Origin of the sequence: Bradyrhizobium sp., assembly GCF_035309285.1 — a bacterium.
GTDB lineage: Bacteria > Pseudomonadota > Alphaproteobacteria > Rhizobiales > Xanthobacteraceae > Bradyrhizobium.
Genome location: NZ_DATGFH010000055.1, coordinates 1 through 22,228, shown reverse-complemented (window position 1 = coordinate 22,228; position 22,228 = coordinate 1). Strand labels below are relative to the sequence as shown.

Genomic DNA, 22,228 nt, shown 5'->3' with positions numbered 1-22,228 from the left:
CTCGCCTACTTCATCAGCGCCTCGACCTCGCTTCGAAACGCCTTGCGTGAGGCGTCGCGCGAATAGAACATGTGGCCGCCCGGATAGACCATGAGCTTCACGCGCTCCGGGCCGGCATAGGCCGGCAATTGGTCGAGCAGGATCTGACTGCCGTAATACGGCGTCGCCAGATCGAACAGGCCGTGGCCTACCAGCAATTTCATCTTTGGATCGAGCGCAAGGGTCTGCCTGAGGTCGGCGACCGATTGCGGCGGATTGATACCGTGACCGAAATCCCAGGCGCGCTCGACCGTGTGGTTGCCGAGCTGGTAGGAGCCGTCCGGGCGCCAGTTCAGCTTGCGGGTGGTGAGATCGACCACCGCGCTCGAGACCGGAGCGGAGATGCCCTCGCCGGACGGATCGCTGAACAACAGGAAGCTCGAGTCCGGATAGGGATCGGGCCCCGACACCGACGCGTCGTAACGGCCGGTGATACGCCCGTGCTGGCGGTCGAACTCGCGGCGGAATTCGGCGACGTCGAAGCGACCCGCAAGCCGCCGGCTGACCGCCTGATCGATGCCGGTGAGCTGCGCCACCCTGTCGGCGAGGCGGTTGCTCGCATCCGGATCGGCCACGCCCTTGATGAGGTCGAGCAGGAAATCGCCGCTGGCATATTTTTCGACGTCGGCGAGGTCGGCACGCGTCAGAGGTTTGCCCGCTGCCTTGTTCGCCTCTTTGTTCCTGGCCTCACGCGCCACGGCCGCGTAGGTCGGTAGCCGCGCCACATATTGCAGGATGCTGGAGCCGGCAAATTCGCGAAAATCGAGGACGGGCGAGATCAGGATCAGCCCCTTCACGCCGACGCCCTGGTCGCGCTGCAGGTCGCGCACGACCTTGGGCGCGCGAATGCCGCCATAGCTTTCGCCCACGACATATTTTGGCGACAGCAGGCGGTCGTATTTTTCCAGCCAGCGGCGGATGGTCACTGCAACCGATGCCGCGTCGCCATCGACCGAGAAGAAGTGCTTGCGCACGTCCTCGCCCGTCGCCACGAAACGGCTGTAACCGGTGCCGACCGGATCGATATAGACGAGGTCGGTGAAATCGAGCCAGGTGTCGGCGTTGGGCTCCAGGTCGGGCGATGCGGAGGGCGTCACCGAATCCGCATTGATCGTTAGCCGCCACGGCCCGTTATTGCCGAGCTGCAGCCAGGCCGATGCGGCACCCGGTCCGCCGTTGAACAGGAACGTTACCGGGCGCGTTGCGCGATCGGCGCCATCGAGCTGGTAGGACGTGTAGGCGATATCGGCCTGCGGCTCGCCCTTGTCGTTGAACAGCCGGATCGAGCCGGCGATCGCGGTAAAGGACAGCGTACGGCCGGGAAGCTCGACCGTCTGATGGGTGGTCGAGTCCGGCGGCAGCCGATGCCGCTCGGCCGCCGCGGGATTGGCCGGCGTTTCAGCGGCGCGGCGTCCGGACTGGGTCTGCGTGGAAGGACCGCCCTTCTGCTCCCTGGGCGGGGCGGACGGCGTTGGCGATGGCACCGCCTCCTGGCCAAATGCTGCGCCGGCCAGCGTGAGTGCGACCAGGGCCGCAGCCCAATCCAACGGGCGCGAAACCTTCAACGCGCAAGTCATGCAACCGCTCCCTGCTTCCCCCGATCAGCCCGGCGAACAGCTTCGCGCGTGGCTCCGAGGGCCTTGGGTAGGCGCAAGTTCTAGCGGGAAATTGCGATGGGGCGGAGTGCAGGTAACACCTTGCCGCGATCACCATTGCGGCATCGCAGTCAATCCGGCGACACTCGCAAACTTCAGAAGGCGATGCCGACCATCAGCACGACGGGCTGCGGCCTCCAGTAATAGCCTCCCCAACCAGCCGCATCCGCATACCGCAGATGCGACGTGTACCAGGAGGCGACACGATAGCGCGGCCAGTGACGATGATGCTTGATCCGGGCAGAGGCGACCTTGGCGGTCGAAACGGCTGCCGTCTGTTTGCCGGTCGCGCCAATCTCCGCTGCCTTCGCGGGCGCGGCGATCGACAGCGCAGCGGCAAAGCCGGCCACGGCCGCAAACAGCGATAACTTGCGGGACATAGTCTTCATCCGGCACTCCGTGGCGTTACGAGACACAATGTTGAAGCCTTATGCTTGAGTTGAAGCCTTATGGTTGAAGCCTTACGGTTAATTCTAACAATGTGGCGATCAGAAGCCAACGCCGTGGTGATCAGAAGCCACCGCCGTGGCGATCAGAAGCCAACACCGACGATGGCGCTGTGGCCGCCACCACCGCCACCGCCACCGCTCGGCCGGGCCATTGCCTGCTGCCGCGCCTGCGGCTCAGGCCTGCTCGCCTGCTTCTGCTCACGGCGGTGCGGCTGCTCATGCTCGCGAGCGGCCTGCTTGCGGCGCGAAGGCGCATTGCCTTCGTCGTTGTTCTTGCGCGAGGCTGTCGAGGTCGCAGGCGCCGGCGTCGTCTTGTCGACGACGCAGACATCACCCTTCAGCGTCTCGCCGGCGTTGCATTCGAGCGGACAGACGCGCCTCGAATGTTTGACGAGGTCGGCAACGACATCCTTGGTCACGACCGGATTGTTGGTCGGCAATCCCTCGATCTTGTTGTAGCGGCTCAGCGCAGCCTGGGTCGAGGTCAGCGAACCATCGGGGCGGCCGGTGAAGCAACCGAGCCGGATCAACTCGGTCTGCGCGGAGCGGACCAGCGGCAGCGAATTGGGCGCCTCGGCCGTGCGCTGGGCGACTTCGGCGTTGAAACGTTGGAGTGATGCGGCGACCACCGGGCCAAGCCGGTCGCAGGTCACGGTGCGCGAGAACTGCTTCAGATCATCGACGCCAGTGCCCGCGCTGCCCTTGGCGAGGATCGCGTCGAGCTTGCCCTGCTGGTCCTTGCAGGCCGCTTCCTTCTGCGCCGCAAGGTCAGCCTGCTTGCGCGCGGCTGCCGCTTCCTCGGCCTGCTTCTGGGCCGCGGCCGCGGCTGCGGCGGCTTCCGCAGCCGCCTTGGCGTGCGCGGCCTGATCGGCCTTCTGCTGCGCTTCCTTCGCCTTGCGATCGGCTTCGGCCTGCTTGGCCTGCCGCTCGGCTTCAGCGGCGGCGGCACGACGCTCGTCCTCTTCGCGCTTCTTCTGCGCCTCGGCTGCGGCTGCGGCTGCCTTGGCCTTCTCGGCGGCTTCGGCCGCGGCGGCCCGGCGCTCGTCTTCCTCGCGCTGCTTTTGCGCAGCTTCTGCAGCCTTTTGCGCGTCCGCCTTGCGCTGCGCGTCTTCGCGCTGTTGGGCCTGGCGCTTTAGCACATCGATGCGCTGTTGCGCCGTGATGGCGAGCGGTGCATCCGGGAAGCGCTTGATGAATTGTTGTAGCGCCGCGATATCGGTGGAGTCCTTCACCTTGCTCCACTCCAACGCCTCCTGCGTCGTCGGCGGACGGCTCGGAATCTGATTCGGCTCCAGCGAGGCGACGTCGTTGGACCGCGCGGAGGACGGTGGGGCCGGCGGCGGCACGGCCACGGCCTTGTTGAGCGCGTCGATCTGGGCTCTCGCCAGATCCGCGTAGAACCCGGTGGGATGGGTACCCAAAAACACTTCCCAGGCCCGCTGGGTGCCGATCTTCTGGACCAGCTCGAAGTCGGCCTTGACCTCGCTCATCGGCGCTTCCTGCGGCTTGGCGGGCGCGGGCACCAACGCAACGTTGCCGCCGCCGAGCGAACCGTAGACGAACGGCTCCTGTCGGCTTCCGGTCGACTTCATCACTTCGTCGCGGACGCGGCCGAAGGCAAGTCGCACGTCGAGACCGGGAACGGGCAAGTCCTTCAGGATCGCCGTCGTGAACGGGCTGTGCTGACCATCGCCGTCCTCGGCCGTCGAACCGGCTTTCGCCGCGTAAGCAATCAGCGTGTCGGTCTCCGTCGGCTCGACCTTGCCGAGACCGCCCTGCACGCCGCGGCTCGCGCTCCGGCTCCGCTCACGCCGCATCTTGCCGACGAAGGGATTGTCGCGGCAGGCGTCGAGGATGATCAGACGCAGCCGCTTGGCGCCGTCGGCCGAAGAGACCAGCCGCTCCAGCGGAATCGCCTCGTCATCGGCGTCGCGGTCGCTGGCAAGCTTGGCGTCGATCGGAATGAGATAGTTGCTGCCGGCGATCTCGAGACCGTGGCCGGCATAGTAGATGACAGCGATGTCGGCATCGTCGGAGGTTTCCTCGAACTTGCGGATTCCCCGCTTGAAATCGAGGTTGCCGACGTCGATCAACACGTCGACCGAATCAAAGCCCGCGTCCTTGAACATCTTGGCGACGGCATTGGCGTCGCGGGACGGGTTCGGCAGCTTAGGGACGTTCTGGTAGGCGGAGTTCCCGATCACGAGCGCTACGCGCTTGTCCGCCAAGGCGGCCGTAGGAGCCAGAACCATCATCGCGATGGTTGCTCCGATCACCGCAGCCAAGGACACAAGCCGCCTGATCATCTTTAATTCAGCGCTAAGCCATTACTGGCCGCGCATCCCCCTTCCAAATATCAGAGCCAGTATACCCGACGCATTGAAAAAATTCGCGTACGTTTAGCAGCATACCGCGCCCTGCGATCACCATCAATCAGCATCGCGCCAAGGCTAGCGCCAGTCCACCGCGGCGCACGGTGATCCAGATCACGTTGGGCGCGGGCCGGCTGCGACTCGAAGCCATCCGACAGGACGTACTGCGTCGCGCCCCGACTGCCACCGCAGCCGCGGCAGCCCCCTCTTTCTCGCGGAGATTCGTAAAAATGGCGAGGTGCCCGCCACCCGACCTGCAAATCCAAGTTGTGGCATACGGCGCCGCTCGCACGGAAAAAGGCAGTCCCCCTACGACTTTACCGGAGCACGGCTCCCCTGTGTTGCTCTCACGCCACAATAGACTCGAAAAGCTCACAAAAGGCCTGGTTTTGGACACATCCTGTTAAGGAAGCCCTTGTCCGCTCGGCAACACCTGTGGCCTAAAATAGCGGAATTTTAATGCGCCTTTTTGCGGGGGACACCAATATGAACAAAATCTCGAACGGACCGGCGGCGAAGGGCACGCTGACCAGACGGTTTCTCCCGGCGACGGTAGCCGCGTTAGCAGTGACTTTCGCCTCATCTGCGGCATTTGCGCAACTTGGCGCAAACTGTACCTCGGCTCAGCCGATAGGGCTTACCTCAAACGGTCCAGCGGTTGCGGGGTCTCTTGGCCAAAGCTCGGCCGCACTCGCGGGTGCGATCTCCTCCGTCGAAACCGCTTTCCTGTCGCAGCAGGGTAGCGCATTCGTGTCCGCCCCGCCCAATCCGGTTCCCAATCAGCCGGGCGGTGGCGTTTGGGTTCGCGGCGTCGGTGGCGAAGCCGATGTCAAATCGAACTCCTCCACGGTTCTCACCGGTACTACGCCGGGCGGCGTGGTCCTCAACCAGGTCAACACCAACTGCAACAACCGGGTCCACCTCAGCTTCGGTGGCGTTCAGATCGGCGCTGATATCGCGCGACTGAACTGGAATGGCTGGAATGTTCACCTGGGCTCGACCGCCGGCTATGTCGGCGCCAGGACGAACGATACCAATCAGGCCTTTCCGTTTACCAACGATTTCCAGGTTCCGTTCCTCGGGACCTACCTTGTCGCTACCAAGGGACGATTCTTCGCGGACGTGATGTTCCGCGAGGAGGAATTCAACATCAATCTCTTCAACGCGGGGTACGGCTTCAGCAACCAGCCCTTGTCGGGTCACGGGTTCTCAGTCACCGCGGACGCGGGTTACAATTTTGACCTCAAGAACGGCTGGTTCATCGAACCGTCCGGCGGTTTCATCTTTTCGCGCACCGCGATCGATCCCTTCACGATGCCGGGCAACCTCCAGAGCGCCGGTCTTTCCGCGACGGAGAGCATCAACGACATCGAGAGCGAATTGGGTCGGTTGAGCTTGCGGTTCGGCAAGAACATCGCGGGCGCCAAGGTCAACTGGCAGCCCTTCGCGTCCGTGAGCGTGTTTCATGAATTCGCTGGAAACACGACTGCGACCGGGACATTTCCGGCCGTCATTACCAATACTCCGGTCCCTGGTGTGAACTCGCCGATCAATGGGGTGGCCACGAACTCCACGAGCCGCATCGGCACTTATGGCCAGTACTCGCTCGGCCTTGCCGGTCAGGTGGTCAACACGGGTTGGCTCGGCTATGTCCGCGCCGACTACAAGAACGGTGACAATATCACCGGCTGGGGCCTGAGCGGCGGCGTAAGGTATCAGTTCACGCCCGAGATGATCGCTGCCGTGATGCCGTTCAAGGTCAAGGCGCCGCCGCACCCCTACATTGCGCCTACCAACTGGACCGGCTTCTACGTCGGCGCGATCGGTGGCGCGGACTACGGCCGGACCGACGTCACCGTGCTGACCACGCCTGCGCAAAGCGAGCGGCCGTGGGTTGCAGGCGGGCTCGGCGGCTTCGAGCTCGGCTACAACAGGCAACTCCCGAACAACTGGGTGCTCGGCGTCGAGGGCGATATCGTCGGCACCAACACCCATGGTGCGAGGAATTTGCCGCCATCAGCGAGCGCTGGGCTCTCCGTACCCTCGGCCTCTATGCTGCAGGTCGGCGACAACACGAACTGGATCGCGACCGTGGCCGGCAAGCTCGGCTACGCGATGGGGCGCACCCTGTACTACGTGAAGGCGGGCGGTGCGTTCGAGGACAGCAGGATTACCGTGACGTGCTTCGATCCAATAAACGGCGGCGCCACTTGCACCAACCAAAACGGGTTTGCGCTCGCTCCGCCGCTGCCGCCGGGCCTCACCTTCAACCACGCGCAGATCTCGACCAGCCAGACCCGCGCCGGTTGGACCGCAGGCTTCGGTACCGAGTTTGACCTGGGCAAGGGCTGGTCGGCGAAGAGCGAGGTCGACTTCCTCGACTTCGGCCGGCACACGGCTCTGTCCTCCAACGGCGTAACCTCGCTCTCCGACTGGAACTACCTGTGGCAGGGCAAGATCGGCGTGAACTATCACTTCAGCCCGAGCCCGGTCGTCGCGAAGTACTGAGACCGGCGACAATCAGCCAAAGTTCTGGACGGGCGGCCCTGAAAAGGCCGCCCGTTTACTTTAAGGGAAGCGAATCTCTTTCGCCGTCATCTCGACAGGGATCGCCAAGTCTATATAGACGACCGGCGCGTCGCCTTCCGGCGCACGAGCCGAGCCCCTTTGCGAGCCTCTGAGAGTTCATGAATACGCCCAAGCGACATGACCGGATCGCCTTTGTCGCGAGCGCTGGCGAGGAAGCCCAGGCGGCGCTGACGCAGCTCACCAATCTCTACGGCAATTGCGCGCCGGCCGAAGCCGACGTCGTGGTCGCGCTCGGCGGCGACGGCTTGATGCTGCAGACCCTGCATCAGCATATGCGCACCGGAAAGCCGATCTACGGCATGCATCGCGGCACCGTCGGCTTCCTGATGAACGAGTTCTCGACCCGCGATTTGCGCGCACGGCTGGCCGAGGCGCGCGAATCCGTGATCCATCCGCTTCTGATGCGTGCCACAGACATCCAAGGCGCGGTCCACATCCACCACGCCATCAACGAGGTCGCGCTCTTCCGTCAGACCTACCAGGCCGCGCGGTTGCGCATCCTGATCGACAACCACGAGCGGATGCAGGAATTGATCGCCGACGGCGTCCTGGTTTCGACGCCGGCCGGATCGACCGCCTATAACCTCTCGGTGCAGGGGCCGATTCTGCCGATCAATGCGGCGCTACTCGCGCTGACACCGATCTCCGCCTTCCGTCCCCGCCGCTGGCGCGGCGCGCTGTTGCCCGACAGCGCCTATGTCGTGATCGAGGTGCTGGAGGGCGAGAAGCGTCCGGTGGCAGCGGTGGCCGACCACGACGAGGCGCGCGATGTGCGGCGGGTCGAGGTGCTCTCCGACAAGACCATCGCGATGCGGATGCTGTTCGATCCCGGCCACAGCCTCGAAGAGCGCATTTTGCGCGAGCAATTCGGGCATTGAGAGCTTATCCATCGTCATTGCCGGGCCTGACCCGGCAATCCATCTCCTTGGATCGGAGTCTTGTCAGATGGATGCGCGGGTCAAGCCCGCGCATGACGAGTCGAAGAATACGGCGGTTGATGCATTCCGGGTGCGTTTCGCAACCCTTCGTTAACCGGCATCGCCCTATGGTTAATGTGGGGTAACCCGCTTTCTGACCGGGTTCGCCCCCAAGGCCGGTCCATGTTCCGCATCGATTTCAACAAGCTCAGGTTTCTCGTCTGCGACGACAACCCGCATATGCGCCGCATTCTGCGCACGCTGTTGCATTCGTTCGGCGCGCGCGAAGTCTACGAAGCCGAGGACGGTGCGACCGCACTTGAGATGTACACCCACTACGTCCCCGATATCGTCATCACCGACTGGGCGATGCCGATCTTCGATGGGCTCGAGCTCGCGCAGATGATCCGCCAGCCGGAATCCAAGGGCAACCCCTACGCCCCTATCATCATGCTGACGGGACATTCCGAGAAGCGCCGCGTGACGGTGGCGCGCGATGCCGGCGTCACCGAATTCCTGGCCAAGCCGATCTCGGCCAAGGGACTGTATCAGCGCATCCTCAACGTCGTCGCCAATCCGCGGCCCTTCATCAAGACCAAGACCTATTTCGGACCGGACCGCCGCCGCAACACCAACAACGCCTATATCGGTCCGGAGCGCCGCGTCGGCGGCGAGGTCGAGGTGCTGCAGCAACCGTCGCTGCTCGACAAAGCCCGCTCTTCCATCTAGCCGCCAGGATACCGCGAAGGAACCTCAAAATGGCGAAAGAGAAGCCGGCGGAAATCAGCGTCAAGCACTACGCCACCCACAAGGTCATCACCCAGCCCAATCCGCTGCGCAAGGTGCTGCACCGCGTCGACGAGCGGGATTTCGACGACCCCGTGGCGCTAGCGGAAAAAGCCCTCGCCGACTTGGCCGGCGAGTTCAAGTCGTGGATGCTGATCGAGGCTGAGCGGCTCGCCGACTCGCATCGCGCGATCGTCCGGAACGGTTTCTCCGACGAAGCCGCCGATGAATTGTTCCGCGCCGCCCACGACATCAAGGGCGACGCCGCGACGTTTGGTTATCCGTCCGCCGCAGTCGCGGCTGAAAGCCTGTGCCGCATCATCGAGCACGCACCCGAGGTCGAGAAGGTTCCGGCCGAACTGATCACGCACCACATCAACGCGATCCTGGCGATCGTGCATAATCACACGCGACTCGACAGCGCGACCGTTGCGAGCGAATTGAGCCGCAAGCTGCGTGGCGTCGCGGATGAATATCTGATGCATGTGAACCGCGACCGGCCCGAGCATCTCGAGGCGATCATGTCGCCGAGCATTGTGCCAGGGGATTAGAGCACGTCGCTTGCGCGGGAGCCGGGCTGCTCCTGCATTTGTACAAGCACTCACGCACAATCGTAGGGTGGGCAAAGCGACAGCGTGCCCACCATTTCTTGCCGATGTCGTGAATGGTGGGCACGGCGCTCACGCGCCTTTGCCCGCCCCACGCAGTGTGGATCGCTTCGTCGCATTCGCTCCTCGCAATGACGACGACGGTTACGCCGCGATCAGATCATCATGTAGCGGCGCGATCGCTTCGTCTTCTGCCAGGAGCTCGTCGCAGAACTGGCGCGCGTCTTCGCGGGCGGATTCGGTTGCAAAGCGGCGGAGCAGGATCAAGAGCGGCTCGGTGGCGCCGCGGTCGGTCTCGCAATGGGTCAGCACGCGCTCGACCATGCGACGCCGCAGCCGCGCCGCGCCTCCTGCATCATTGACGAAGCCGGCCTCGTGGCAGGCTTCGAGCGCGACACGAAACGCCGCAAACGTCGATTCCGGCAGGCCCGCGCGCTTGAGCAGCGCGAGCAAGCCGGCCGCGCCGCGGTCATGCGAGAGCGCGGAGACTCGCGCCTGCGGCAAGCCGGACAGCTCGGCGAGCGAAGCCTCGAACAGCTCGAGATTGCCGGAGAGCAGCGCGCGCAGGATCAACCCCGCGGTGAGCTGGGAGGTCGCGCGCAGATGCGCAACAAGCCCGCGCACGTCCTCGCCGCGCGAGCGCGCCGCGATATGGAGCGTGGAGCGGTCGCGCGCTTCGCTGGTGATCCGCCCTGCCCGGTCGGCGCTGAGCCAATTGCGCGCAACGACGAACTGCGCCAGCGTCTCGGAGAGCCTTGCGACCAGCGCCGCGCGCGTCGCGGCCGGCAGATCCTCCAGCACCAGCATCGACTCGCGGATCGCTGCGAGATGGCCGTGGCGCTCGACGATGCGATCCCAGGAGAGCGGCGCGAGCTCGGCATAGGCGTTCTCGATCAATTCAAGCGCGGCTGCGGCCGACCCTACCTCGGCAATCGCAGCGCAGACCGAGGCCGGCAACATGATGCGGCGAGCAATCGCACATTGCGTCTCGCTGTCGCCGGTGGCGACGATGTCGACGAGATCGGCGTCGATCAGAAGCGGCGAATGTTCGAGCACGGGAAGCGCAACGGAAGGCTGATCGAGCGAGAGCGCCTGCACGATCGCGGCCGGCGCCTCGGCGCTGCGCGCAAACACCTCGGCCATCGCCTGCCGCACCAGCGGCGAGGGATCGTCGAGCAACATCAGCAGCGCGCCTTCGGCGGCTTCGCGATCTTCAGCGGAAAGATCCGAAATGAGCCAGGCCCGCGCCAATGCTCTCGTGGCCTCCGCCCGCTCGCCTGCGGGCGCGTTCCTGACCCAACTGATGAACTGCCGAACGATCATGGTCCTGCCGGCTTACGCAACCAAAAGCGACGCGCTGTCGCCACCGAAATACAAAATAAACCACGACGCTTAACAAAGCGTTCACCATAACCGACTGGTTTTATTGACGTTTTGTTAAGGGTGGCGGTGCGGCGAAGCGCGCCGCAAGCGCGATCAGCCCGCGAACGTGCCGTTGCGATCGCTGAAGAGATCAAGCGGCCGCGGCGTATCGTTGTTCGATGCCGGCGCCGCTGCCGCGGCATCCGCAGTCAGCGACGCGGAGCGGCCCCACAATTGATGCACCGTCGAGGAGACCGGTTGCGAACGATCGTCGACCAGGAACAGCGAGCGGAACATCGGATCGGCTGGATGCGAATTGGCGTCGCCGCCCGATGCCGAGGCGACTGAAGCCGGTGCGGCATTCCGCACGTCGGGGATTTGCGAGAGGAAGCTCGCGCTGTCGAGCGCAGGCGTGGCTGCCGCGCCGATGGCTCCCACGGCGCTTGCGGCCGAGGGGCTCGTAGCCGGAGTGCCATACATCGCGAGCGCCGATTGGGTGGCGGACGCGCCGGCGGCGCTGTCGTAGCGCGCGGCGATCACGGCGTAGACCTCGGAGACGGTGCGGCCGTTGCCTTGGCGGTCGTAGAAGATCGAGCGGTTGGCCGCGGCGGCGGCCGGAAACATCCTTGCGGCTGAGGCCTGCGGATCGTCGACCGCGCAGTTGATGAGTCTTGCCGCGCCCCCGACGCCCATGAAATGCGCCATATACAGCTCGCCGTCGGTCGGGCGGCGCCCGATCCTGCCGGTGAGCTGGAAGCTGTTGGATTGCGTCAGCACGCCCGCCATCGCAGCGCTCACGGCGGGATCGTCGCGCAGCTTCATGATGTCCCTGCGCGCCACCGGATCGACCACGACATAGTCGCCGGACGCGGTCTTGGTGATCGCATTGGCATATTGGCCGTAGCCGACCTGCGCACCCGCTTCCTTCACGGTGGCAAGCCAGGTCTGCTCGATGAACTGGTAGAGCCCATGCGCCGAGGACGTCGAAGCGCCCGCGCTCGGATTGAAATCCGACTCCATCTTCGCGGTGGCGAGCAGATAATGGAAACTGGCGCCGGTCACGGCGGCCGCCTGCTTGATCGCGCCGGTCACCTGCGCGCGCAGGCTATCGACACCTGCCGCGACATTGGTGTTGCTCGTGTCGACCGACATGTGTTGGTGCCCTGCTCCCCGGACACTGCGATTGCGGCGTTCCTGCGCCTTCTCCCGAAAGGCGCCTCAGCCAACGTCACACTGGGACGGTTATGGTTAACAGGGGGTTAAGACGCTCATTTGCGATACACCTCGTTCGGGTCGAACAGCCGCTCGGCATCGACAAAGGCGAGACGCGTTTCGCCGTTGTCGCCCTCAACCCGACGGTAGAAGCAGGACTTGCGTCCGGTGTGGCAGGCGGCGCCGACCTGCTCGACGCGGATCCAGACCGCGTCCTGGTCGCAGTCCATGCGCATCTCGACCACACGCTGGGTTTGACCCGATGTCTCACCCTTCCGCCACAACGCATTGCGCGAACGGCTGAAGTACCAGGCCTCTCCGGTCGCAACGGTCTTGCGCAGCGCTTCGTCGTTCATATGCCCGACCATCAGCACCTCGCCGCCCGCTGCATCGGTCGCAACGCAGGTGAGGAGTCCCGACGCGTCGAATTTGGGCGAAAAGCCGAGCCCCTCTTCGCGATCGGTATCTGCAGCTGTGGACACGGGATAGCCCTCGCTCTTCAAAGCAAGGGTGAGCAGCTCGTGCTACGTCCCTCGCACCATGGACAGGAACCGCGCCTGCTCCGCCGGATTGTCGCGGAACATGCCGGTGTAGCGGCTGGTGAAGGTCATCGCGCCATGCTTGGCGACGCCCCGCACCGACATGCAGGTATGCTCCGCTTCGACCAGCACCGCAACGCCGCGCGGTTTGAGGATCTCATCGATCGCGGCCGCGATCTGCGCCGTGAGATGCTCCTGCGTCTGCAGCCTCCGCGCAAAAATGTCGGTCAGCCGCGCGAGCTTCGACAGCCCCACCACCCGCTCGACCGGCGTATAGGCGATATGGGCTCTGCCGTAAAACGGCATCATGTGATGCTCGCATTGCGAGGTGAACGCGATGTCGCGGACCAGCACGAAATCGTCATAACCGGCGGTCTCGCCGAAAGTGCGGTCGAGCACCTCGGCCGGGCACTGATGGTAGCCCTGGTAGAGCTCGTCGAAGGCCTCGACCACCCGGCGCGGCGTATCGAGAAGACCCTCGCGGTGAGGGTTCTCGCCGATATAGCTCAGCAGCGTGTACACGGCGCCTTCGGCTTCCGCGCGCGAGGGCCGCGGCTGGTCGGCGCGGACGGCGGCGGCCAGGAATTCTGACGGATCAAGCTCGGCGGGGCGCGCCTCAGTGGGCTTGCCAGCGCGAAGGGGTTTGATCAAGGCGCCATCCATATCGTCTTCTCCGTTCGACCGGTCATAAGGACCGGAGTGTCACCGGGCAGACGGGGCGGAAATTCCGCCGGGCGCCTGAGTCCCATCGTTGTTGTCAACACCGGAGCCGGCAAAAAGCCGGGCTGTTTTTCCAGCATTTGCATCCATATATAAGACGATGAAACTCCCGCGCCAAGGGCGCTTGCCGGGGTGCGCCCTTAGGACCTCGTCCCATGCTGAACGACATTTACAACAAGCGAATCATCGAGTTGGCCGGGAACATTCCGCGCTTGGGCCGTTTGCCCGACCCCGATGCCAGCGCCACCGCCCATTCAAAGCTCTGCGGATCGACGGTCAAGGTCGACCTGAAGATGGACGGCCCCGTGGTCACCGACTTCGCCCACGATGTGAAGGCCTGCGCGCTGGGACAGGCCTCCTCCTCCATCATGGCGCGCCATGTGATCGGCTCAAATGCGAGCGAATTGCGGGAGTTGCGCGAGACCGTTCGCAAGATGCTGAAGGAGAACGGCGCCCCGCCCCCGCCCGACCACAAATGGGCCGATATCGCGCTCCTGGAACCCGTCCGCGACTACAAGGCGCGCCATGCCTCGACCATGCTGACCTTTGACGCGGTGGTCGATGCAATCGGGCAGATTGAAGCGAAGGCGGACCAGCCCGCGGCGGCGCAGGGCTAGGCAGTCACTTCGACGGCGCTTCCGCGCTACCGCCGGTCCGAACCACGGCTTCCGCGGTCTTGGTCGATTTTGCGGTGGTGTCGCTTTCATCGCTGCTGACGAAGCGGTCCTGCACGGTCTTCGGCGCGATCTGCGCCATGGGTATCGCGATCGCGGCCTGCGGCAGCACGTCTGCGAGCTTGTCGGTGTTCGCCACCCTGGTGAGGCGCAACTCGTCCGGCGTGAGCTCGTGCAATTCTTCCCAGGGCGGCACGCTGAGTGCCAGGGACAGCAGATCGCCCGCCCCGCCCATGTCGAACGTGTATTTGGCGAGTCGTCCGACGTCGCGCTCGACGATCATCAGATCCTGCGCGGAATAGGATGCGGCCTTGGCATCATCGGCGCGATCGCCCATCCAGATCTGGTGGACACGGACATGGGCCTCTTGCGGCACATAACGCGCCTTGCCCGACAGCAGAAGGAACACGCACATGGACTCGCAATAGGCTTCCGGCGCGACGCTGCCGCGATCGCCACCTTTAGCCTTGTGGTCCAGCATGGTGACGCCGACCGTGGTCAGCATGCCCAGATCGCGGAAGCGGCGGCCGAGGGTAATGGAATCGTTCACCGAGCCGCCACTGGAATCCAGCACGATGGTCGCTCCGGCAAGGTCGCGGCCGCGGGCAAACTCCTCGAAGTCCTTCGGGGTATCGGCGGTGATGATGCCGACTGCGCTGATCCAGCCTCCGCAATCGCGTCCGCAAGCCACCCAGCTAAACTTCATCGGGAGCTTGCGTGCTTCAAGCGAGTTGCCGGCATGCGCGGGACTGCCGAAGGTCGCAGTGGCGCCTGGCAATGCGAGACACAGGGCGGCGGCGCAAAACAATGCCCAGCCGCGGAGATCAAGCGACGAAAAGCGCCTCAAACTGGTTCCTTCCCCAAGCCCCGAAAGAGCGACAAAAGAGCAATGGCAAGCCCGAACCCAACGCCAAAAACGAGTCTATCATACAGGCGTCACAAGATGGTATCCGGGTGAATACGCATCGTCCATAGGGACTTGCTGCGCTGCTCCCAAAAGCTCGCAGATCGTAGCAACAGTGTGGCGTAAATGTCTGACGCCAAAAGTTCCCTGCATCGGATCAGTGCAGATTTTCGCTTAGGATCGCGGCTCGCCGCCATGAACCATTCAAAGCTGCCAGGTTCCAACTTGGGTGTCGCGCTGCTCCGGCTACCGCGCAACGCCGGGCGCGCGCTGATCTGGCTCTACCGTCACTCACTATCGCCACTTGTCGGCTACAACTGCCGCCACTTGCCGACCTGCTCGGTCTATGGCGACGAGGCGATCGAGCGGTTCGGACTGTGGGCCGGCGGCTGGATGACGCTGGCGCGGCTCCTGCGCTGCCAACCCTTCGGCACCTCGGGGATCGATCTGGTGCCGTCGCAGTTGCCGCCCGGCGCACGCTGGTATCTGCCGTGGCGCTATGGGCGCTGGCGCGGCGTCAACGCGCCGCCTCGAACCTGAGGGGCTGCAGCGCCTTCAAGCGGCGCGCGCATTGCTGGCCCACAGGAACCCGCAAAGCCTGCCACGCATTGTCGCGATGCTTCCTTCGGGAGGAAACAACGATGCGCTGGAAAACCAGCCACCACATTCGCGACCCCCGGCTGATCGACCTGCTCGCGACCATCGCTCTCATCGTCGCGATCATCTCCGCCTACAGCTATTTCAAGCGCAGCACCGAGCCGGCGCCCAGCAACGCGGCGCTGATCGAGCCGAGCCAGCACGTGCGCTGGTAGACGAGCCAGGGGGTCTTGGACTAGCGGAACCAGAAGAAGCCGCGCCTCGGCTCAGGTGGCGGCGGCTTTGGCCTTCTGGGATGCGGCCTCGGCGGCGGAGGGGCATCGGTGGAAGCGGTCGCATCCGCGGGCGGCGGCTCGTCGGGGCCGAGCCTCACTGCAAGCAAAACGTTTGATTCATACGTACGCCAGCGATAGCCGATGCCGAAATCGATCGGCTGGGCGCGCCGGAAGAGTTCGGCATAGGACTGCTGATAGCGGCCGGGAAACTCGCTGATCGGGCCAGCGTAGCGGCCGAACGGAAAGAAGCGCCACTTCCGCGAATTGTAATCGGCGAGCGGAATACCGGAATCGTCCTGGATGATGGTGGCGCTGTTGGCCAGCAGGAAGTCACGCGTCGTTGTGAAGCTGCCGGAATGCAGGAGGTAGGAGGCGCTTTTGAGCAGGCTGTTGCCGGGCGCAAGGCCTGCGCAGAATTTCAGAAAGCCGCTCGACTTCACGCCGCTGTTGGAGAGGTCGGTCGAGAAGTAGTAGAGCGTCTTTTCGCCGCCGTCTTTGCCGGAGAACAGGATGCGGACGCCACGCGGCGCGTTCGGCCGCGCGGCTTCACTCCCGGCGTGAACCTGCCCTTCCTCATCAAGCGTCACCGGCGTGACTTGCCTGATGCTCTTGCCCGAGCGCTCCATGAACACGAAGAGCAGCGGCAGCGTGCCCGAGATCTGCCCGACATGAAGATCGACTTTCATGTGCTTGGTGATGAAGAAGCTGAAATTCAAAATGGTGCCGAGCGAATGCTCGATATTGCCGAGCGCGGAATCGATGCTGCCACGCGGCAGCCTGGTGATATCCGGCATCGAGCCCGGCGGCTCGAGCGCGGCCATCACGTAAGTGCTCGCCTTCCCGTAGAAGGCATCGGCGTAAACGAAATCAGGCCCCGAGAAGAAGTAGAACATGGTGGGCTTGGGGGCCGCGAGATTGGTGTCGGCCCAGGCGCGCACCCTGGCGAGCTGGCGCTGCTCGAGCTGGGCAAAGGCGCCGTCAAGGAATCTGGCGTGATGCTGCCAGGCCGGGTCTCTGGTCAGTGGCGTGAGCGGCGAACCTTCCGACGGCGCAAGGCCTGCGAGAAAGCGCGCGGTATCGTCCGCGGTCGCAGGATCTTCGGCGCGCGCCACCGATGCGACGGCGATGATCAAGCCCGCGGCAAGCGCCGCCATTTTCATTGAGCGGAGCATGTTGGTCGCGGCCCTAGGCTGACATCGCGGCACCCGATTCGGTCCGCTTGTGGAAAATAGCGTAGATCAGAAGACCTGAAATCATCATCAACATACCGAGGAACGCCTGCAGCGGGCGTTCGGTCAGGAGATAGTACATCATGAAGCCGGTCACGAGCAGGAAAACCAGCGGCGTGAGCGGGTATCCCCAGGCGCGATAGGGCCGCGGCAGCTCCGGGTTCGTGATCCGTAGCTTGATGACGCCGAGCACGGTGAAGAACGAACAGAACAGCAGCGAGAACTGGATGAAGTCGAGCACCGCCTCGAACGAGCGGGTGAACAAGAGCACAGTGGCGACCGCAAGCTGGAACAGGATGGCATAGGCCGGTGCGCCGTTCTTCGATTTGCGCGCGAATACGCGGATCGCCGGGATGTCCTCGCCCATGGTCATCATCACGCGCGGGCCGATCCACATCATCGCCGAGATCGATGAGATCAGGCCGATACAGATCATCGCAGCGACAATCCGGCCGCCGACGTCGCCGAAGATGTGGCGGCCGGAGACGACAGCGACGTCGAGCTGGCCGGCGAGCTTGTCGATCGGCGCGGTGTGCAGGAACACGGCATTCAGCGCCACGTACAGCACCATCACGATCACGGTGCCCGCAAGCAGCGCACGCGGCAGGCTTCGCTGCGGCGTGTCCATCTCGCCGATGATGTAGGTCGCCGCGTTCCAGCCCGAGAAAGAGTACATCACGAACACGAGGCTGATCGCGAACGGCGCGCTGGTGATATCAGCGAAGACCGACGGCGACGGTGCAAACGACACGCCCTGCGGCGTGCCGATGAGAAAGCCTGCCAGGAGGAAGGCCACGATCAGGACGACCTTCAGCAGCGTCGAGACGAGTTGGAAGGTCGAGGAGTGTCTCACGCCCGTGAGCTGGATCAGCGAGACCAGCCAGACCATGCCGACTGCAAGGGCCAGTGGCGCGACGCCTGAAATGACCGACTTGCCGTATTCGCCGAATGCCATCGCGGCAAGCGCCACGGGTGCGGCAAAGCCGACGGTCGCAGAGATCCAGCCTGCAAGGAAGCCGAAGGCCGGGTGATAGGCGCGACTGAGGAAGTTGTACTCTCCGCTCGAGCGCGGAAACATCGCGCCGAGCTCGCTATAGGAGAACACGCCGCACAGAGCGACAAGGCCGCCGACCGTCCAGAGCAGCAGGATGGAGAAGCCGGACGGGATGTCCTTGACCTGGAAGCCGAGGCTTGTGAACACGCCGACCCCGATCATGTCGGCGACGACGATCGCTGTAGCCACGATGACGGAAACAGTGTGCCCGCCTTCGAGAAGCCGGCTCGGCCATGCCGGGCTTCCCGTTTCTGATGCCGTCATGTCGGCCCCTTCGGCGTCCCGCCGTTGTGGATATCGTGCAAGGCGCAGTCCGCCAATTCAAGGAAGGTTAGCAAATGCCAAAGAAGCGTGGTTAGTTTTGGTATTCAAATACCTATATTTATCTTCCTGACCACCCGCATCACTACGACGGCGCGAGGGCCTCACTCCCTTCCCACAATCACGACACGATTTCGTGTTGATCTTGAGGCCTGTAGTCGAAGTTTGTTCAACTGCTTTCGGATGGGGAAGTTTTTCCGAAAGCTTAACGTCGCCTAAACGTCCGGCAGGCTCTGATACGCCGATTGCCGGATCGACTTGGGACAGTGGGTGGATGGTCGGAGCCAATCCGAAGGACCATGACGTTGCGCGCGGGGTGAGGCTGCCGGAGACGGCGGGTCGCGTTCGCGGCTGGCTCCTTGCCTGTCTCTGTGTGTCACTGTCGCTGCTCCTGGTTCAGTGCGGCCGTGCTCCGAATCCTGGGGCGCTTGCCGCCAATGCTTCCTCGGCCCCCACTCCATCGACCGCCTCGGGCGATACATTCGACGATCGCTTCCCGAAGCCGGATTTCCGCGACCGCTTCCCCACCGCAAGCGAAGCCCTCCCCCTCCACCAACTGGCCGACTTCGCGCCGGCCCCCAAGCGCGTGCAGACGCAGAGCTACCGCGTTGCCTCGCTTGAGCCGACACTGCCCTACCAGCACCAACCCCAGCCGACCGGCGAGCAGGTCACGACGCTGGTCAGCATGAAATCCTCAGCCTTCCCCTACTACGGCAACAACCCCGCCTCCGACACGCCCTTCCTCAACATCTCCTCCGGCGGCCGCAAGGGCCATCGCAGCTATTCTGGCCACGTCTACTGGCAGGACCAGACCTACAACGACAGCCGCGTGCTGGTGCACATCCCCGAGAATTTCGACGTGCAGAAGCCAGGCGTGATCGTGGTATTCTTCCACGGCAACGGCGCGACACTGGAACGCGACGTCCGCGACCGGCAATTGGTGCCGCAGCAGATCACGGATTCCGGCGTCAACGCCGTGCTGCTCGCCCCGCAGATGGCGGTCGACGCCGCGGACTCCTCGGCCGGCAAATTCTGGCAGCCCGGCGGCTTCAAGCGCTTCATCGACGAGTCCGCCAGCAACCTCGCCCGCCTCTACGGCGATCCCTCAAGCGCCAAGGCCTTCGAGAAGATGCCGATCGTCATCGTCGGCTATAGCGGCGGCTTCCTGCCGACCGCCTGGAGCCTGGAAGTCGGCGGCATCTCTGACCGTGTCCGCGGCGTGATCCTGCTCGATGCGGTCTATGGCGAACTCGACAAGTTCGCGTCATGGATCGAGCACCACCGTAACGGCTTCTTCGTCTCTTCGTACACGCATTACACAGCCCACCACGACCACGAGTTGATGTCGATGCTGCGCGCCAAGGGCATCACCGTCTCCGAAAGCATCGACGGACCGTTGCGACCCGGCAGCGCAATCTTTGTCGAAACCGGCGCAGGCATCACCCACCGCGACTACGTCACGCAGGCCTGGACAAAGGATCCGATTGAGCAGGTGCTGGTGAAGATGGCTCAGCCGTCGATGCGTGTCGCAGTCAGCACGGCAACCTCTGCGGCGCGCTGACTAGCGCAACACCGCGCGCCCTTCTCTCTTCCATCTGACGTCGGCGTCACTGATGAAATTGTGATGTTGATGGGCGTGCGGAACCGACGCGCGCGGGATTGTTCACCTCTGTAGCCGGTTTTAAGGTGCAGATGGATGGGAATTGCTACTGCCGGGGACGGGATTTGCAGGAAGGCTTGTACAAGGTTGAATTTCATACCGTTCATGGCACAGGTACCGGCGTCGTTTACGCCCATTCGGGAAAGCTCCGCGGGGGCAATTCCGCCTTTGCGTTCGTCGGCAGCTACAGGGACGAAGGGGACAGTATCAGTGTCAAGGTTTCGACCGAGCGGCACAACGCCGACCCCGCGTTCCGGCCGCTGTTCGGCACCGACATGATCACGCTGACGCTGAAGGGCAACAAGAACGGCAACATGGTCGATTTTGAAGGCGCCGCGCTGCAAATGCCCGGCGTCGCTTTCAAGGCGACGCTGACCCGCATTTGCGACTAGCGCACTCGCGACGACAAATCATCGCGCGTTGGCGTTTTGCGCGGACGGAGATCGCGCAAACGAAAGGCCTCGCCTTCAGGACTTCGGCAGCTTCGGCATCATGTCGACAAAGCCGTTGTAGCAGGCGAGCCGCTCGTCCTCTTCCTTGGTGTATTTGCATTCCATCACGGTCTTCGCCTCTGGGGCATTCGGCTTCGGCGTCGGCTTGATGACCTCGTCATAACAGTCGAGCCGTCCCTTAGTGCCGTCGTCGATATCCTGGCAAGCCTCCAGACGCGCAGCGATCGATCCCTTGGCCGCCGTCTTCGTCTTGTTCGTCTTGGCCGGCCTCGCAGATTTGGCCGCGGCAGCCGGCTTGTGAACGTCCGCCGCCGGCGGCGCACTGGATTGAGCGAGAGCCGCCGCTGAATACATGACCGCGGCAAGTGCCAATATCATTCTCATGTCACTGTTCTCATTCTGTGGACGACGGGTCAGGCAGACCGGAAAATTCGCGAGCATGCCGACTTATCCAATCGGGCGCGCTTTGCCAACCGTTGCGGCTGCGGTTTGGCGCGAAAAGCGCGCTGGAGCGGCGCCGGAGAGGAAAGCAAGAAACGGAAATGAACCTGGCAAGCGGACCACATCAAGTCCCTGCATCGGCAACCACCGGCTGCATGCGAATGAGGGGGCGCGACCTGCATGAAATCGGCGTTATTTCCGGAAATTCGGCGATAACGCCGATTGCGTTGCCCGATTCGCCTGATATACCGCTGTCGTTCCCGCTTACCTGCGCCCGTTCGCAGGAGTGAGCCTCAGGAGACCGACATGTCAGACCACAAATCCGAGTCCGGATTCCAATACTCTATCACGAATCTGAAGCCCGCCGAACCGGTCGAAAAGATCACCCTTACCTTCCCCGACGGCGCCAGGCGCGAATTTCCCAGGAACATCACCGGCCTCGAGATCGCCCAGGGCATCTCGCCGTCGCTTGCCAAGCGCACGGTGGCAATGGCATTGGACGGCGAGCTCGCCGATCTCAACGATCCAATCGAGAACGACGCGAAGATCGAGCTTATCTCCCGCGAGGATGCGCGCGCGCTGGGATTGATCCGGCACGACTGCGCGCATGTGCTGGCGGAAGCGGTGCAGTCGCTATGGCCGGGAACGCAGGTGACGATCGGCCCCGTAATCGAGAACGGCTTCTACTACGATTTCTTCCGCAACGAGCCGTTCACGCCGGAGGATTTTGCCGCGATCGAGAAGAGGATGCGCGAGATCATCGCGCGCGACAAGCCTTTCACGAAGGAGGTCTGGGATCGCGAGAAGACCAAGCAGGTGTTCCGCGACAAGGGCGAAGCCTTCAAGGTCGAACTGGTCGATGCCATTCCCGGCGATGAGCCGATCAAGATCTATTTCCAGGGTGACTGGTTCGACCTCTGCCGCGGCCCGCACATGACCTCGACGGGCAAGATCGGAGGCGCCTTCAAGCTGATGAAGGTGGCCGGCGCCTATTGGCGCGGCGATTCCAACAATCCGATGCTGACCCGGATCTACGGCACGGCCTTTGCCAGGCAGGAAGAGCTCGACGCTTATCTCAGGCAGATCGAGGAAGCCGAGAAGCGCGACCATCGCCGGCTCGGCCGCGAGCTCGACCTGTTCCACTTCCAGGAAGAAGGCCCCGGCGTGGTGTTCTGGCACGCCAAGGGGTGGACCATCTTCCAGGCCGTGATCGCCTATATGCGCCGGCGGCTCGCCGGCGATTACAGCGAGGTGAATGCGCCGCAGATCCTCGACAAGTCGCTGTGGGAGACCTCCGGTCACTGGAACTGGTATCGTGAGAACATGTTCGCGGCCCAGTCCGCCGGCGACGAGGCCGAAGACAAGCGCTGGTT

Annotated in this window: 21 protein-coding genes; 10 read left to right on the top strand and 11 right to left on the bottom strand. The window is 63.7% G+C overall.

Features of this window, described 5'->3' with window-relative positions:
* Positions 1-5 precede the first annotated feature (5 nt).
* The 3 genes from VKR55_RS11100 to VKR55_RS11090 all read right to left on the bottom strand — a co-directional run bounded on the left by VKR55_RS11100 (position 6) and on the right by VKR55_RS11090 (position 4,449).
* Entirely contained in the window at positions 6-1,616 is a 1,611-nt protein-coding gene (locus VKR55_RS11100; RefSeq protein ID WP_324402818.1) for a S10 family peptidase, read from the bottom strand.
* Positions 1,617-1,789: 173 nt separating this feature from the next.
* Positions 1,790-2,083: a hypothetical protein gene (locus VKR55_RS11095; protein ID WP_324402816.1), complete on the bottom strand. Its 294-nt coding sequence runs from the start codon at positions 2,081-2,083 to the stop codon at positions 1,790-1,792.
* Positions 2,084-2,226: 143 nt separating this feature from the next.
* Positions 2,227-4,449 carry a caspase family protein gene (locus tag VKR55_RS11090; RefSeq protein ID WP_324402813.1) on the bottom strand — a complete coding sequence of 741 codons (2,223 nt, stop codon included), beginning with the start codon at positions 4,447-4,449 and terminating at the stop codon, positions 2,227-2,229.
* A gap of 816 nt (positions 4,450-5,265) precedes the next feature.
* Between VKR55_RS11090 and VKR55_RS11085 the strand changes: the two genes are divergently transcribed.
* The 4 genes from VKR55_RS11085 (at position 5,266) to VKR55_RS11070 (ending at position 9,358) form a co-directional block, all read left to right on the top strand.
* On the top strand, positions 5,266-7,023 hold the full coding sequence (locus VKR55_RS11085; RefSeq protein ID WP_324402811.1) for an autotransporter domain-containing protein: 1,758 nt from the start codon (positions 5,266-5,268) through the stop codon (positions 7,021-7,023).
* A gap of 179 nt (positions 7,024-7,202) precedes the next feature.
* On the top strand, positions 7,203-7,982 hold the full coding sequence (locus VKR55_RS11080; protein ID WP_324402809.1) for an NAD kinase: 780 nt from the start codon (positions 7,203-7,205) through the stop codon (positions 7,980-7,982).
* A gap of 222 nt (positions 7,983-8,204) precedes the next feature.
* Positions 8,205-8,750 carry a response regulator gene (locus VKR55_RS11075; protein ID WP_324402807.1) on the top strand — a complete coding sequence of 182 codons (546 nt, stop codon included), beginning with the start codon at positions 8,205-8,207 and terminating at the stop codon, positions 8,748-8,750.
* A 29-nt stretch (positions 8,751-8,779) separates the two neighbouring features.
* A complete protein-coding gene (locus VKR55_RS11070) occupies positions 8,780-9,358 on the top strand; it encodes an Hpt domain-containing protein (RefSeq protein ID WP_324402805.1) in 579 nt (192 codons plus the stop codon).
* A 201-nt stretch (positions 9,359-9,559) separates the two neighbouring features.
* On the opposite strand, the gene VKR55_RS11065 is transcribed toward VKR55_RS11070, so the two are convergent.
* The 4 genes from VKR55_RS11065 to folE all read right to left on the bottom strand — a co-directional run bounded on the left by VKR55_RS11065 (position 9,560) and on the right by folE (position 13,191).
* Positions 9,560-10,738 (bottom strand): DUF2336 domain-containing protein, encoded by a 1,179-nt coding sequence (locus VKR55_RS11065; protein WP_324402803.1) that lies wholly within the window; start codon positions 10,736-10,738, stop codon positions 9,560-9,562.
* 153 nt (positions 10,739-10,891) lie between these two features.
* Positions 10,892-11,929 carry a transglycosylase SLT domain-containing protein gene (locus tag VKR55_RS11060; protein ID WP_324402801.1) on the bottom strand — a complete coding sequence of 346 codons (1,038 nt, stop codon included), beginning with the start codon at positions 11,927-11,929 and terminating at the stop codon, positions 10,892-10,894.
* A 116-nt stretch (positions 11,930-12,045) separates the two neighbouring features.
* Complete coding sequence (gene hisI / locus VKR55_RS11055) at positions 12,046-12,471, bottom strand: phosphoribosyl-AMP cyclohydrolase (RefSeq protein WP_324402799.1); 426 nt, start codon at positions 12,469-12,471, stop codon at positions 12,046-12,048.
* 42 nt (positions 12,472-12,513) lie between these two features.
* Positions 12,514-13,191 (bottom strand): GTP cyclohydrolase I FolE, encoded by a 678-nt coding sequence (gene folE, locus VKR55_RS11050; RefSeq protein ID WP_324402796.1) that lies wholly within the window; start codon positions 13,189-13,191, stop codon positions 12,514-12,516.
* A 212-nt stretch (positions 13,192-13,403) separates the two neighbouring features.
* Between folE and VKR55_RS11045 the strand changes: the two genes are divergently transcribed.
* Positions 13,404-13,865 (top strand): iron-sulfur cluster assembly scaffold protein, encoded by a 462-nt coding sequence (locus VKR55_RS11045; RefSeq protein WP_324402794.1) that lies wholly within the window; start codon positions 13,404-13,406, stop codon positions 13,863-13,865.
* A 4-nt stretch (positions 13,866-13,869) separates the two neighbouring features.
* Here VKR55_RS11045 and VKR55_RS11040 read toward each other — a convergent pair whose 3' ends face one another.
* On the bottom strand, positions 13,870-14,769 hold the full coding sequence (locus VKR55_RS11040) for a COG3904 family protein (protein WP_324402792.1): 900 nt from the start codon (positions 14,767-14,769) through the stop codon (positions 13,870-13,872).
* Positions 14,770-15,021: 252 nt separating this feature from the next.
* On the opposite strand from VKR55_RS11040, the gene yidD reads away from it, so the two are divergent.
* Both yidD and VKR55_RS11030 read left to right on the top strand, forming a co-directional pair.
* Positions 15,022-15,366 carry a membrane protein insertion efficiency factor YidD gene (gene yidD / locus VKR55_RS11035; RefSeq protein WP_324402790.1) on the top strand — a complete coding sequence of 115 codons (345 nt, stop codon included), beginning with the start codon at positions 15,022-15,024 and terminating at the stop codon, positions 15,364-15,366.
* A 101-nt stretch (positions 15,367-15,467) separates the two neighbouring features.
* The gene (locus tag VKR55_RS11030) at positions 15,468-15,638 is read left to right on the top strand and encodes a hypothetical protein (protein WP_324402788.1); all 171 of its coding nucleotides are present in this window, start codon (positions 15,468-15,470) and stop codon (positions 15,636-15,638) included.
* A 20-nt stretch (positions 15,639-15,658) separates the two neighbouring features.
* Here VKR55_RS11030 and VKR55_RS11025 read toward each other — a convergent pair whose 3' ends face one another.
* Both VKR55_RS11025 and VKR55_RS11020 read right to left on the bottom strand, forming a co-directional pair.
* Complete coding sequence (locus tag VKR55_RS11025; RefSeq protein ID WP_324402786.1) at positions 15,659-16,870, bottom strand: hypothetical protein; 1,212 nt, start codon at positions 16,868-16,870, stop codon at positions 15,659-15,661.
* Between the two features lie 13 nt (positions 16,871-16,883).
* On the bottom strand, positions 16,884-18,245 hold the full coding sequence (locus tag VKR55_RS11020) for an APC family permease (RefSeq protein ID WP_324402784.1): 1,362 nt from the start codon (positions 18,243-18,245) through the stop codon (positions 16,884-16,886).
* Between the two features lie 331 nt (positions 18,246-18,576).
* Here VKR55_RS11020 and VKR55_RS11015 point away from each other — a divergent pair, with 331 nt between their 5' ends.
* Complete coding sequence (locus VKR55_RS11015; protein ID WP_324402781.1) at positions 18,577-19,863, top strand: alpha/beta hydrolase; 1,287 nt, start codon at positions 18,577-18,579, stop codon at positions 19,861-19,863.
* 176 nt (positions 19,864-20,039) lie between these two features.
* Entirely contained in the window at positions 20,040-20,354 is a 315-nt protein-coding gene (locus VKR55_RS11010; protein WP_324402779.1) for a GrlR family regulatory protein, read from the top strand.
* Between the two features lie 75 nt (positions 20,355-20,429).
* Here the strand turns inward: VKR55_RS11010 and VKR55_RS11005 are convergent, their stop codons facing one another.
* Positions 20,430-20,798, bottom strand: coding sequence for a hypothetical protein (locus tag VKR55_RS11005; protein ID WP_324402777.1), 369 nt, complete (start codon positions 20,796-20,798; stop codon positions 20,430-20,432).
* A gap of 363 nt (positions 20,799-21,161) precedes the next feature.
* On the opposite strand from VKR55_RS11005, the gene VKR55_RS11000 reads away from it, so the two are divergent.
* On the top strand, positions 21,162-22,228 hold a 1,067-nt coding region (locus tag VKR55_RS11000), incomplete at its 3' end, for a threonine--tRNA ligase (RefSeq protein WP_324402775.1).

Coding starts and splice junctions, on each gene's coding strand:
- VKR55_RS11095 (WP_324402816.1), bottom strand. CDS start 2,083: ATGAAGACTATGTCCCGCAAGTTATCGCTGTTTGCGGCCGTGGCCGGC.
- VKR55_RS11070 (WP_324402805.1), top strand. CDS start 8,780: ATGGCGAAAGAGAAGCCGGCGGAAATCAGCGTCAAGCACTACGCCACC.
- VKR55_RS11045 (WP_324402794.1), top strand. CDS start 13,404: ATGCTGAACGACATTTACAACAAGCGAATCATCGAGTTGGCCGGGAAC.
- folE (WP_324402796.1), bottom strand. CDS start 13,191: ATGGATGGCGCCTTGATCAAACCCCTTCGCGCTGGCAAGCCCACTGAG.
- VKR55_RS11090 (WP_324402813.1), bottom strand. CDS start 4,449: ATGATCAGGCGGCTTGTGTCCTTGGCTGCGGTGATCGGAGCAACCATC.
- VKR55_RS11005 (WP_324402777.1), bottom strand. CDS start 20,798: ATGAGAATGATATTGGCACTTGCCGCGGTCATGTATTCAGCGGCGGCT.
- VKR55_RS11020 (WP_324402784.1), bottom strand. CDS start 18,245: ATGACGGCATCAGAAACGGGAAGCCCGGCATGGCCGAGCCGGCTTCTC.
- VKR55_RS11025 (WP_324402786.1), bottom strand. CDS start 16,870: ATGCTCCGCTCAATGAAAATGGCGGCGCTTGCCGCGGGCTTGATCATC.
- VKR55_RS11080 (WP_324402809.1), top strand. CDS start 7,203: ATGAATACGCCCAAGCGACATGACCGGATCGCCTTTGTCGCGAGCGCT.
- VKR55_RS11015 (WP_324402781.1), top strand. CDS start 18,577: ATGGTCGGAGCCAATCCGAAGGACCATGACGTTGCGCGCGGGGTGAGG.
- VKR55_RS11065 (WP_324402803.1), bottom strand. CDS start 10,738: ATGATCGTTCGGCAGTTCATCAGTTGGGTCAGGAACGCGCCCGCAGGC.
- VKR55_RS11100 (WP_324402818.1), bottom strand. CDS start 1,616: ATGACTTGCGCGTTGAAGGTTTCGCGCCCGTTGGATTGGGCTGCGGCC.
- VKR55_RS11075 (WP_324402807.1), top strand. CDS start 8,205: ATGTTCCGCATCGATTTCAACAAGCTCAGGTTTCTCGTCTGCGACGAC.
- VKR55_RS11030 (WP_324402788.1), top strand. CDS start 15,468: ATGCGCTGGAAAACCAGCCACCACATTCGCGACCCCCGGCTGATCGAC.
- yidD (WP_324402790.1), top strand. CDS start 15,022: ATGAACCATTCAAAGCTGCCAGGTTCCAACTTGGGTGTCGCGCTGCTC.
- VKR55_RS11060 (WP_324402801.1), bottom strand. CDS start 11,929: ATGTCGGTCGACACGAGCAACACCAATGTCGCGGCAGGTGTCGATAGC.